Annotated in this window: 9 protein-coding genes; all 9 read right to left on the reverse strand. The window is 44.4% G+C overall.

Annotated features, from left to right (window positions below; all coding sequences use genetic code 11):
* Positions 1–39: 39 nt before the first annotated feature.
* The gene (locus F955_RS02095; protein WP_004890570.1) at positions 40–255 is read right to left on the reverse strand and encodes a hypothetical protein; all 216 of its coding nucleotides are present in this window, start codon (positions 253–255) and stop codon (positions 40–42) included.
* A 154-nt stretch (positions 256–409) separates the two neighbouring features.
* Positions 410–4,609 carry a DNA-directed RNA polymerase subunit beta' gene (gene rpoC / locus F955_RS02100; protein ID WP_004890573.1) on the reverse strand — a complete coding sequence of 1,400 codons (4,200 nt, stop codon included), beginning with the start codon at positions 4,607–4,609 and terminating at the stop codon, positions 410–412.
* 159 nt (positions 4,610–4,768) lie between these two features.
* Positions 4,769–8,857 carry a DNA-directed RNA polymerase subunit beta gene (gene rpoB / locus F955_RS02105; protein WP_004890577.1) on the reverse strand — a complete coding sequence of 1,363 codons (4,089 nt, stop codon included), beginning with the start codon at positions 8,855–8,857 and terminating at the stop codon, positions 4,769–4,771.
* Between the two features lie 310 nt (positions 8,858–9,167).
* Positions 9,168–9,536 (reverse strand): 50S ribosomal protein L7/L12, encoded by a 369-nt coding sequence (gene rplL, locus F955_RS02110; RefSeq protein WP_004813560.1) that lies wholly within the window; start codon positions 9,534–9,536, stop codon positions 9,168–9,170.
* A 48-nt stretch (positions 9,537–9,584) separates the two neighbouring features.
* Entirely contained in the window at positions 9,585–10,091 is a 507-nt protein-coding gene (rplJ, locus tag F955_RS02115) for a 50S ribosomal protein L10 (RefSeq protein WP_004813562.1), read from the reverse strand.
* Positions 10,092–10,388: 297 nt separating this feature from the next.
* Positions 10,389–11,084: a 50S ribosomal protein L1 gene (rplA, locus tag F955_RS02120; protein WP_004813564.1), complete on the reverse strand. Its 696-nt coding sequence runs from the start codon at positions 11,082–11,084 to the stop codon at positions 10,389–10,391.
* A 3-nt stretch (positions 11,085–11,087) separates the two neighbouring features.
* Positions 11,088–11,516 (reverse strand): 50S ribosomal protein L11, encoded by a 429-nt coding sequence (rplK, locus tag F955_RS02125; RefSeq protein WP_004813566.1) that lies wholly within the window; start codon positions 11,514–11,516, stop codon positions 11,088–11,090.
* Between the two features lie 118 nt (positions 11,517–11,634).
* Positions 11,635–12,168, reverse strand: a complete 534-nt coding sequence (gene nusG, locus F955_RS02130) for a transcription termination/antitermination protein NusG (RefSeq protein WP_004813568.1) — start codon at positions 12,166–12,168, stop codon at positions 11,635–11,637.
* A gap of 7 nt (positions 12,169–12,175) precedes the next feature.
* Positions 12,176–12,616 (reverse strand): preprotein translocase subunit SecE, encoded by a 441-nt coding sequence (gene secE, locus F955_RS02135; RefSeq protein WP_004890579.1) that lies wholly within the window; start codon positions 12,614–12,616, stop codon positions 12,176–12,178.
* Between the last annotated feature and the right edge of the window lie 48 nt (positions 12,617–12,664).

The raw sequence follows: 12,664 nt of genomic DNA on the forward strand, positions 1-12,664 counted from the left end.
AATGATCAGTGCCTAAATAGATGTAAAGCTTGTTTTACTTTATTGAGTAACAGCTTCTGATGTTGCAACGTCATCTGTTTCTAATGGTGCCGCATCCAAAGGTTGAGCTTCTTCATTTGCAGCTGCTTGATCTACAACTTCAGTTTCATTCGCGGCTGTAGTATCGCCAGGTGCTGTATTTTCTGCTTGATCTTTAGAACACGCTGTCAAACCGAGTGCTAACAGTAGTACAACTGAGATTACTAAATTTTTCATCTTATTGTTCCCATTTTAAGTTTATGTTTTCCTCAGAAATACTGGCATATTTTAGGGTCTGATTTCAAATCATTGTTTAAAGTCGCTGACTTGACAACATCCAGCAATAAAAAAAGCCACCCGAAGGTGGCTTTTTCTGATTTAAAGTGTCTGATTACAGACCGTTAAACTCATCATTAAATGCTTGGCTAAGCGCTTGGTCTACATCAGAGAAGTCATTGTGCAGTTCAAATTCTGCAGCTTCTGCTTCTTGACGACGACGCTCCAAGTGGTAAGCCAGACCTGTACCCGCTGGGATCAGACGACCTACAACTACGTTTTCTTTCAGACCGCGTAGATCATCTTCTTTACCTGTTACAGCCGCTTCAGTTAACACGCGAGTTGTTTCCTGGAACGATGCAGCAGAGATGAACGAGTCAGTAGAAAGTGACGCTTTGGTAATACCCATCAATTGACGTTCAAACTTCGCAGGGAACTTGTTCTGAGCAAGCAATGCTTGGTTCTCTTGAGCAACGCGGATGTAATCCACCTGTTCGCCTTTGATGAAGCTAGAATCACCACCATCAGTGATTTCAACTTTACGCAACATTTGACGTACGATCACTTCGATGTGCTTATCGTTGATTTTTACACCTTGCAGACGGTAAACATCCTGAACTTCGTTCACGATGTAATTGGTCAACGCCACTTCACCTTTCAGACGTAAGATGTCATGCGGGTTCTGTGGACCATCAGAAATCGTTTCACCACGGTTCACATGTTCGCCTTCGAACACGTTAATGGTACGCCATTTCGGAATTAGTTCTTCGTAGATCTCTGAACCATCATCCGGAGTAATTACCAGACGGTTCTTACCTTTGGTCTCTTTACCGAAGCTTACGATACCAGACACTTCTGCAAGGATCGCATGTTCTTTCGGCTTACGTGCTTCGAACAAGTCAGCTACACGCGGCAGACCACCGGTAATATCACGCGTACGTGAAGATTCTTGTGGTACACGACCGATTACATCACCCACACCAATTGTTTCGCCATCACGGACAGAAAGAATTGTGTTTTGTGGCAAGAAGTAGAACTGTTCGCCACCATCTACTGTGTCAAGCACAACAGCAGGACGTAAATCTTTACCAGAAGCAGGACGCGCTGTAACAGGCAAGATCTCAACAGTCGTCATACCAGTTGCATCATCAGTTTTCGATGTTGCAGTTACACCATCAGCAATCTGGCTGAAGCGAACTTTACCAGCTACTTCTGTTACCAGTGGATGTGTATGCGGATCCCAAGTCGCCACGATACCGCCAGCCTCTACAGATTCGCCATCTTTCAGCAGAATAGACGCACCGTAAGGGATCTTATAACGTTCACGCTCACGACCTAGATCATCTGCAATACCGATTTCACCTGAACGTGAAGTTGATACCAAGTGACCTTTCGCGTGTTGTACAGTTTTCACATTGTGGAAACGTACAGTACCTTTGTTACGAACTTGTACGCTGTTTGCAGCAGAAGTTCGGCTCGCAGCACCACCCACGTGGAACGTACGCATGGTTAACTGTGTACCTGGCTCACCAATTGATTGAGCAGCCATTACACCCACAGATTCACCAGGGTTCACTTGATGACCACGTGCCAAGTCACGACCGTAACATTTCGCACATACACCGAAAGTAGAGGCACAGTTTACAACTGAACGTACTTTGATTTCGTCAATACCCGCGTTTTCAATAAACGTAGCCAGTTTCTCGTCAATTAACGTGTTACGAGGAAGAAGAACTTCGTCTGTACCCACTTTCTTAACGTCTTCAGCAACGACACGACCCAGTACTCGAGTACCCAGGTTCTCGATCACGTCACCGCCTTGAATGAACGGCGTCATCACAAGACCATCATAAGTACCACAATCTGGCTCAGTGATGACCAAGTCTTGCGCAACGTCTACCAGACGACGAGTCAGGTAACCAGAGTTCGCTGTTTTCAGTGCTGTATCGGCCAAACCTTTACGCGCACCGTGTGTTGAAATGAAGTACTGAAGTACTGTCAGACCTTCACGGAAGTTCGCTTTAATTGGCGTTTCAATGATCGAGCCATCCGGCTTCGCCATCAGACCACGCATACCTGCCAACTGACGAATCTGAGCTGCGGAACCACGGGCACCAGAGTCAGACATCATGTAAATACTGTTGAATGATTTCTGTTTCTCATCTTCACCCTGTTTGTTCTTAACAGTCGTGTAAGACAAGTTGTCCATCATCGCTTTCGCTACCTGGTCGTTAGTACGTGCCCAGATATCGACAACTTTGTTATAACGTTCGCCGGCAGTCACGAAACCTTGTTCGAACTGTTGTTCGATTTCACGAACTTCAGCTTCAGCTTTACCAATAATCGCCTGTTTGTTTGGTGGAATCAGCATGTCTTCCATACCCACAGATACACCAGAGCGTGTCGCTTGACGGAAGCCTAGGTACATCAACTGGTCAGCGAAGATAACAGTATCTTTCAGACCCAGTTTACGGTAGCAAGAGTTGATTAACTTCGAGATGTTCTTTTTGGTCATCTCAACGTTAATTTGCTGGAAGTCCATACCTTCAGGAACAACTTCCCAAAGCAGACAACGACCAGGGGTTGTATCAACAATGATGGTTTCTTGACGACGGTTGCCATCTTCATCAATCACAGTTTGGTGTACACGTGCTTTCACGCGAGCGTGTAGATCAACCTGACCAGTTGCAAGTGCACGGTTTACTTCGTGAGTATCCGCGAACACCATACCTTCACCTTTGGCATTGATTGCATCACGTGTGATGTAATACAAGCCCAACACAACGTCCTGAGACGGTACGATGATTGGTTCGCCGTTCGCTGGAGACAAGATGTTGTTGGTTGACATCATTAACGCACGAGCTTCTAACTGAGCTTCGAGTGTTAATGGTACGTGTACCGCCATTTGGTCACCGTCGAAGTCAGCGTTAAATGCCGCACAAACTAACGGGTGAAGACGGATCGCTTTACCTTCAATCAGAATAGGTTCAAACGCTTGAAGACCTAGACGGTGAAGTGTTGGCGCACGGTTCAACATGACTGGATGCTGACGGATCACAGATGCAAGTACGTCCCAAACTTCTGGAGTTTCGCGCTCAACCATTTTCTTCGCAGCTTTAATGGTGGTTGCTTGGCCAGATGCTTGTAGTTTCGCAAAGATGAACGGCTTGAATAACTCAAGTGCCATTTTCTTCGGAAGACCACATTGGTGAAGACGTAAGTTTGGACCTACAGTAATTACCGAACGACCTGAGTAGTCAACACGCTTACCAAGTAAGTTTTGACGGAAACGACCCTGTTTACCTTTGATCATGTCTGCCAAAGATTTAAGAGGACGTTTGTTCGAACCGGTAATTGCACGACCACGACGACCGTTGTCTAACAATGCATCCACAGACTCTTGAAGCATACGTTTTTCGTTACGTACGATAATGTCTGGGGCTGCAAGGTCAAGAAGACGCTTCAAACGGTTGTTACGGTTGATCACACGACGGTACAGGTCGTTCAAATCAGAAGTCGCGAAACGACCACCTTCAAGTGGCACAAGCGGGCGAAGATCTGGTGGAAGTACTGGAAGTACGTTCATTACCATCCATTCTGGCTTGTTGTTCGATTCTTTGAATGCTTCCATAAGTTTCAAACGCTTAGAGGCTTTTTTCAACTTAGTTTCAGAAGTTGTTACAGGAATCTCTTCACGCAGGCGAGAAATTTCGGCTTCAAGATCGATGTCTTTCAACAAATCCTGAACTGCTTCCGCACCCATTTTCGCTGTGAATTCGTCACCGTGTTCTTCTAAGGCATTGAAGTATTCTTCATCGTTTAGAAGCTGGTATTTCTCGAACGGAGTCATACCAGGATCGGTTACAACGTAAGATTCGAAATACAATACGCGTTCGATATCACGTAGCGTCATGTCTAGAAGAAGACCAATACGGCTAGGGAGCGATTTCAGGAACCAGATGTGTGCAACTGGAGATGCCAGCTCGATGTGACCCATACGCTCACGACGAACTTTCGCAGTTGTTACTTCAACGCCACATTTTTCACAAATGACGCCTTTGTATTTCATACGCTTGTATTTACCACACAAGCATTCGTAATCTTTTACTGGACCAAAGATTTTGGCACAAAATAGACCATCACGTTCTGGCTTGAACGTACGGTAGTTGATGGTTTCAGGCTTTTTAACTTCACCATGAGACCACGACTTAATCATTTCTGGTGACGCAAGACCAATACGGATGCGATCAAACTCTACTGGAGCATGACCGTCTGAATCCGTCTTTTTGCGCATGATATCGAGCAAGTCTTTCAATTTTTTTCTCCGTGTGTTGTGGAGATTTTCACTCAACAACTGGGTCACAAATATTGTTTTTTACTGAAATTTGGGAATTTTAAGAATCCCCCTAAATCCCCCTTTAAAAAAGGGGGGGACTTCTCCCCTCTTTCTCAAAGAGGGGTCAGGGGAGATTTCTTAGTCACCATTTTTCAGTTCAATGTTGATACCTAAAGAACGGATCTCTTTGGTCAATACGTTGAACGATTCAGGCATACCTGGGTCCATGTAATGGTTACCATCTACAATATTCTTATAGATACGGGTACGACCTTCAACGTCATCCGATTTCACAGTAAGCATTTCCTGGAGTGTATATGCTGCACCGTATGCTTCCAGTGCCCATACTTCCATCTCACCGAAACGCTGACCACCGAATTGTGCTTTACCACCAAGCGGCTGTTGCGTTACTAGAGAGTAAGAACCAGTAGAACGCGCATGCATCTTGTCGTCAACCAAGTGGTTCAGTTTCAGCATGTACATGTAACCTACAGTTACCGGACGGTCGAAACGTTCACCAGTACGGCCATCATACAATACTGTTTGACCAGTACGTGAAATGCCACCAAGCTCTAACAATTCTTTGATTTGCGATTCTTCAGCACCGTCGAATACTGGAGTTGCCAAAGGAACACCTTTACGCAAGTTACCAGACAATGCCAAGATTTCATCATCAGTCAGGCTATCAAGATCTTCTTGCTCACCACCAACTTTGTTGTAAATCTTGTCTAAGAATTCACGAAGCTCAAGCACCGTACGTTGCTCTTGAAGCATCTTGTCGATTTTGTCGCCAAGACCTTTGGCGGCCATACCCAAGTGAGTCTCAAGAATCTGACCCACGTTCATACGTGACGGTACACCTAGCGGGTTAAGAACGATATCAACAGGTACACCGTTGGCATCGTGTGGCATGTCTTCTACCGGCAAGATGTTAGATACAACACCCTTGTTACCGTGACGACCCGCCATCTTATCACCAGGCTGGATACGACGTTTAACCGCTAGATAAACCTTAACAACTTTCAGTACGCCAGTTGTAAGTTCATCGCCTGTAGATAATTTGCGTTTCTTCTCAGCAAACTTTTCATCAATTTCAAGGCTCTTCTCTTTCAAGAACACTTGAATTTGAGTTAAACGCTCAGCAATTGCTTCATCTACTGGTTGGATGTCTAACAGATCAACAAGCTCTAAACCAGACAGAACATCTTCAGACAGTTTGTCACCGCGTTTAGTTGTGCCACCACCGTTAGATTCCTGACCTTTCAACAGACGAATAATACGTTCACGTGCTGCTTCTTCGAAGATTTTGTATTCTTCTTTCAAGTCTTTACGGTAAGCATCAAGCTGAGCTTTTTCAATTGCTTGAGCACGTTCGTCTTTTTCAAGACCATCACGTGTAAACACTTGAACGTCAATCACGGTACCTTTAGTACCCGATGGAACACGTAAAGAAGAGTCCTTTACGTCAGCTGCTTTTTCACCGAAAATTGCGCGAAGCAGTTTTTCTTCAGGTGTTAACTGAGTTTCACCTTTAGGTGTTACTTTACCTACCAGGATGTCACCAGCAGTCACTTCAGCACCGATATAAACGATACCAGACTCATCCAGTTTAGAAAGTGCAGCTTCACCCACGTTCGGGATATCGGCAGTAATTTCTTCAGCACCCAGTTTAGTATCACGTGCAACACATGAAAGTTCCTGGATGTGGATAGACGTTAAACGGTCTTCCTGAAGTACACGCTCAGATAACAAGATCGAGTCTTCATAGTTGTAACCGTTCCAGGTCATGAATGCTACGCGCATGTTTTGACCCAGTGCCAGTTCACCGCCATCAGTCGATGGACCATCAGCAAGAACGTCACCGCGACCCACTTTATCGCCCATGTTCACAAGAACTTTCTGGTTGATACAAGTGTTCTGGTTAGAACGTGTGTATTTGATCAGGTTGTAGATATCTACACCTGCTTCGCCCGCCACCATTTCGTCTTCGTTGACACGAATCACGACACGAGAAGCGTCTACATATTCAATACGGCCACCACGTTTCGCGATCACACATACACCAGAGTCATGTGCTACGTTCGCTTCCATACCGGTACCAACCAGTGGCTTGTCAGCGATTAACGTAGGAACTGCCTGACGTTGCATGTTTGAACCCATCAATGCACGGTTCGCATCATCGTGTTCAAGGAACGGAATCAGTGATGCAGCGACAGATACCACCTGCTGAGCAGATACATCCATATGCGTCACTTTTTCTGGTGGAATACGTACGAATTCACCTTGGTGACGTACAGATACGAATTCTTCAGTCAGGTTGCCATCTTTATCGATTGCAGAGTCGGCCTGTGCGATAACAGTACCTACTTCTTCGATTGCAGACAGGTATTCAACTTCATCCGTTACACGACCATCAACAACTTTACGGTAAGGCGTTTCTAAGAAACCAAAGTTGTTACATTTTGCATATACAGAAAGCGAGTTGATCAAACCAATGTTTGGACCTTCAGGCGTTTCAATTGGACAAACACGACCGTAGTGAGTTTGATGTACGTCACGTACTTCGAAGCCAGCACGTTCACGCGTCAAACCACCAGGCCCAAGCGCTGATACACGACGCTTGTGGGTGATTTCAGACAATGGGTTGTTTTGGTCCATGAACTGAGATAACTGGCTTGAACCAAAGAATTCCTTGATTGCAGCAGCCACTGGCTTCGCATTGATTAAATCTTGCGGAGACAGGTTATCAGTTTCAGCCTGTGATAGACGTTCTTTAACCGCACGCTCTACACGAACCAGACCGACACGGAATTGGTTTTCAGTCATTTCACCAACTGAACGAACACGACGGTTACCCAAGTGGTCGATATCATCGACTTCACCCTTACCGTTACGAATTTCAACTAATGTTTTCAATACATCAGTGATATCGTCGTTCGAGAGGATACCTTCAACTTCACGTGACTTCTGGTCTGTACCCACTTCGTAAGGACGACCCAAACGACGGTTGAACTTCATACGGCCGACTGGCGACAAGTCATAACGCTCAGAAGAGAAGAACAGGTTGTTGAACAGGTTTTCAGCAGCTTCTTTTGTTGGTGGCTCACCTGGACGCATTACTTTGTAGATTTCTACTAGTGCTTCTTCACGACCTGTCGTCGTATCGGCACGTAATGTATCCGCGATGAATGAACCACGGTCGATATCATTTGTGAACAGTAAGTTGAATTGCTTCACGCCGCCTTCTGCAATCTTCACCATGATTTCATGGCTTAATACAGTATTGGCCGCGATCACATCGCCATCTTTTAACTGGATGTCTTCAGCAGTGATACGTTCGTACAGGTATTCATCAGGCACTGCAAGTTTTTCAAGACCTGAAGCTTCCATTTGACGTACGTGACGTGCGTTAATACGTTTACCTTGCTCAACAATGATCTTGCCGTCTTTGTCAGCAATATCAAATTGTGCCATTTCACCACGCAGGCGTTCTGGAACAAGGTCAATCTGATAGCTACCCATATCAAGATATACAGGCACTTTCTCATAGAACATGTTCAGAATTTGTTCGTTGTTATAACCCAATGCACGAAGTACCACAGTCGCAAGCAATTTACGACGACGGTCAATACGTACATAGACTAGGTCTTTGGCATCGAATTCAAAGTCTAACCATGAACCACGGTAAGGAATGATACGCGCAGAATAAAGGACTTTACCACTTGAGTGAGTTTTACCTTTATCGTGGTCAAAGAATACGCCTGGTGAACGGTGTAATTGAGATACGATTACACGCTCGGTACCGTTAATTACGAAAGTACCGTTATCCGTCATCAATGGCATTTCGCCCATATAGACTTCTTGTTCACGTACGTCTTTGATCGATTTCGTTTCACGATCTTTCAGGATCAAACGAATCTTCACACGCATTGGTGCTGCATAAGTTGAGCCACGAAGAATACATTCGCGTACATCAAACTCAGGCTTACCAAGACTATACTCAACAAATTCTAAAGCAGCATTGCCAGAATAACTTTCAATAGGAAAAACTGAACGAAATGCGGCTTGGAGACCGATATCTTCGCGGTTTTTTGGTGATTTGCCATCTTGTAAGAATGTTCTGTACGAGTCGACTTGAATCGAAAGCAAGTACGGAGCATCCATAACGCTAGGCAATTTACCAAAATTCTTACGGATCCGTTTCTTTTCGGTATATGAGTATGCCATCTGGAGTCCTCGGAAAGTGTAAACTAAGCCCGCCTGCAGAACGGGCTCAGAAGGAATTACGCTGGCCGATATGGCCACCACTCTTTACAAATGCTGCAATTTTTAGTGGTATTAAAACGCTTAACAATATTTTTTACTGCAAAAATATTGGTAAGCATTTGATCAATTATGTTTGTTTTTTAAATTTGTATGAATTTCTATCATGCAAACAAAAATCGAGCCGATTATTGTAACGCAAAAAGGCTGATGACCCAAGAGCCATCAGCCAATTTTTGGAGCCGATTATAAAAAAACCGACTCCTTTAAGAAATTACTTAAGAGTAACTGTAGCACCAGCTTCTTCAAGTTTCTTCTTAAGCTCTTCGCCTTCTTCTTTAGAAACGCCTTCTTTAAGAACAGCAGGTGCGCCTTCAACCATGTCTTTAGCTTCTTTCAAGCCAAGGCCAGTAGCTTCACGAACTGCTTTAATTACAGCAACTTTGTTCGCACCGAAAGAAGTCAACTCAACGTTGAATTCTGATTGTTCTTCAGCAGCAGCAGCAGCGCCTGGAGCAGCAGCAACAGCTACAGCAGCAGCAGATACGTTGAATTTCTCTTCGAAAGCAGAGATTAGTTCAACAAGTTCAAGAACAGTTTTTTCTGCAACTGCGTTTAGGATTTCTTCGTTAGTTAAAGCCATGAGAATAACTCCAAATGGAAATTGAATGGTGTGGAAATAAATTTAAGCTTAAGCAGCTTCTGACTCGTTTTTCTCTTTGAGCGCAGTAATAAGGCGACCCAATTTCGAAATAGGAGCTTGAAGAACGTTTGCAAGCATAGTAAGCGCTTTTTCTTGGTTCGGAAGATTCGCAATCACGCTAACTTCAGCACCTTGATAAACCTTGCCATCAAATGCAGCAGCTTTAAGTTCAAATGCTTTGTTAGTTTTTGCGAATTCTTCGAACAAGCGTGCAGCTGCACCCATGTCGTCTTCAGAAGTCGAGAAAGCTAAGATTGTTGGGCCAACAAGGTTGTCGTTCAAGATATTGAATTGAGTATCTTGAAGAGCACGTTTAGCCAAAGTGTTACGCACGATACGTGTGTGAACACCTAGTTTACGAGCTTCAACACGTAGAGCAGTTAATTGCTCAACTGTTAAACCTTGGTAGTCAGCAACAACAGCGGCAAATGCAGTAGAAGCAACTTCAGCAACTTCAGCTACGATCTGTTTTTTGCCTTCAATAAGAAGAGCCATTGTAAAACCTCCTAACGGTGATTTATGTACTTCAAAGAAGTACACTCCCAATTCGCGAGACCATCACTGGACTCACACGCGGAGGATGAACAAATCACACCACCGCGTCTACGCAGGCTGGACTATTAAGAGAAGAGCATAAAACTCCCCTCGCCTGAGGTCTTTGACGCTGATAAATTCTCATTTATCAATTCAAAGTCTGCCTAAGTTCACAAGAGACGGAGCGTTTCTTGCGTGAAAATCAAAGCAGCGCTTTGATTTTCACTCAGGGCTTTAAAATTCTGTATAAGTTAAAACTTATTTAGAAACGTTTTGAACATCAACGATCAGACCAGGACCCATAGTAGAGCTTAGAGTGATCTTTTGAATGTAAATACCTTTAGAAGTAGCAGGTTTTGCTTTCTTAAGGTCAGCTACAAGAGCTTCAACGTTTTGACGAACAGCTTCAGCAGAGAAACCTACTTGACCGATCGCAGCGTGGATGATACCCGCTTTGTCTACACGGTAACGTGCTTGACCAGCTTTTGCATTTTTAACTGCAGTAGCAACGTCAGGAGTTACAGTACCCACTTTAGGGTTTGGCATTAAACCACGTGGACCAAGAATCGTACCAAGTTTACCTACAACGCGCATTGCATCTGGAGCAGCAATGACTACGTCGAAATCAAGGTTACCCGCTTGGATGCTTTCAGCAAGATCGTCGAAACCAACAACGTCTGCGCCTTCAGCTTTAGCAGCTTCTGCAGCAGCGCCTTGAGCGAATACAGCTACACGTACAGTTTTACCAGTACCTGCAGGAAGAGTAGTCGCGCCACGAACAACCTGGTCAGATTTACGAGGGTCAACACCTAGATTAACAGCGATATCCAAAGATTCTTTGAATTTCGCAGCTGGAAGGTTAGTAAGAACTTCTACAGCTTCTTCTAAAGTGTAAACTTTTTGCGCTTCAATAGCAGCGGCAATGGCTTTTTGACGTTTAGTTAACTTTGCCATGTCTTATAGCTCCACTTCCAAGCCCATAGAACGTGCAGAACCAGCAATGGTACGAACACGTGCGTCTAAATCAGCACCAGTAAGATCTGGTTCTTTAGTAGTCGCAATTTCTTCTAACTGAGCACGAGTCAACTTACCAACTTTAGTTTTGTTAGGTACAGCTGAACCTTTTTGGATACCAGCAGCTTTCTTAAGAAGAATCGCAGCAGGTGGAGTTTTCATGATGAAAGTGAACGACTTGTCGTTGTACACAGTGATCACGACTGGGATTGGCAGACCAGCTTCAAGCTTTTGAGTAGCAGCGTTGAATTCTTTACAGAATGCCATGATGTTAACACCACGTTGACCCAGTGCAGGACCAATCGGTGGAGATGGATTCGCTTTACCAGCTGGAACTTGCAGCTTGATATAGCCGTCAATCTTCTTAGCCATTTCAAATTACCTCTGGGTGCAAACGCCGCTAGGCTCCCCAATGATTCTACGTAACGATAACCGTTACAACAACAATACCCGATCCTTTAACAAATCGGGCGTTTTCAACCAATACCGATTAGATTGTTTTTTCGACTTGGCGAAATTCCAATTCAACCTGAGTTGGTCGGTTAAATACGTTGATTGTCAGCGTTAAGCGTGACTTTTCGTACTGAACCTCTTCCACCACACCTTTAAAGTCTGTGAATGGACCGTCAATTACGAGTAATTCTTCGCCTGGTTCAAACATCGTCTTAGGACGAGGTGCTTCACCAGTATTACGTACACGCGCAAGAATCGCATCAGCTTCTTTTTGCGTAATTGGTGCCGGCTTTTCTGCCGTACCCCCAATAAAACCTAATACTTTTGGACATTCTTTAACAATGTGCCAGGTTTCATCGTTCATTTCCATTTCGACTAATACATAGCCTGGGAAGAACTTACGCTCTGATTTACGTTTCTTGCCATCCTTCATTTCCACCACTTCCTCAGTAGGGACCAGGACTTCACCAAAGCTATCGGCAACAGCGCTACGCTGGATTCGATCATTAAGCGAACGCATCACTTGTTTTTCATAACCAGAATAGGCATGAATAATGTACCAACGTTTCATAGCTCTCTTACCCGATAATAAACTTCATTAACCAGCCTAATACGTAGTCAAAACACCATAAAACAACAGCTGCAATGACAACAACAACAAGAACATGCCATGAGGTGGTCATGGTCTCTTGTTTAGTAGGCCAGGTCACTCGACGGAGCTCAATTCGTGCGTCTTTCAGCAGTCGAACAAAGCCTTTGCCTTGATGGGTGGCGTATAATAAACCTAAAGCGCCCACGATACAAGCCAAAATCACCCCAACACGAACCCAAATATCATTCGCTGGTGCCCAGTACGCTGGCAAATATTGATTTACCATCATTGCACCCACCAATAAAATCAAGGCGATAACCCATAGAACAATGTCCAATGGAGAACCAGTTTTTACATCTACAGCAGGATTATTTCTTTGGGGAATTGCCGCGCCGCTCATTGCGTCACGTGATTTATCATTCGACATTTTTGTACTCGTCGTAGGTTTCGCGACTTATTATATGACCAGATTTGC

Origin of the sequence: Acinetobacter schindleri CIP 107287, from assembly GCF_000368625.1 — a bacterium.
GTDB classification, from domain to species: Bacteria; Pseudomonadota; Gammaproteobacteria; order Pseudomonadales; family Moraxellaceae; genus Acinetobacter; species Acinetobacter schindleri.

What these genes read in the sequence shown, in the direction of transcription:
- F955_RS02095 (WP_004890570.1), bottom strand. Translation starts at nt 255, where the DNA reads ATGAAAAATTTAGTAATCTCAGTTGTACTACTGTTAGCACTCGGTTTG.
- rpoB (WP_004890577.1), bottom strand. Translation starts at nt 8,857, where the DNA reads ATGGCATACTCATATACCGAAAAGAAACGGATCCGTAAGAATTTTGGT.
- rplL (WP_004813560.1), bottom strand. Translation starts at nt 9,536, where the DNA reads ATGGCTTTAACTAACGAAGAAATCCTAAACGCAGTTGCAGAAAAAACT.
- rplJ (WP_004813562.1), bottom strand. Translation starts at nt 10,091, where the DNA reads ATGGCTCTTCTTATTGAAGGCAAAAAACAGATCGTAGCTGAAGTTGCT.
- rplA (WP_004813564.1), bottom strand. Translation starts at nt 11,084, where the DNA reads ATGGCAAAGTTAACTAAACGTCAAAAAGCCATTGCCGCTGCTATTGAA.
- rplK (WP_004813566.1), bottom strand. Translation starts at nt 11,516, where the DNA reads ATGGCTAAGAAGATTGACGGCTATATCAAGCTGCAAGTTCCAGCTGGT.
- nusG (WP_004813568.1), bottom strand. Translation starts at nt 12,168, where the DNA reads ATGAAACGTTGGTACATTATTCATGCCTATTCTGGTTATGAAAAACAA.
- secE (WP_004890579.1), bottom strand. Translation starts at nt 12,616, where the DNA reads ATGTCGAATGATAAATCACGTGACGCAATGAGCGGCGCGGCAATTCCC.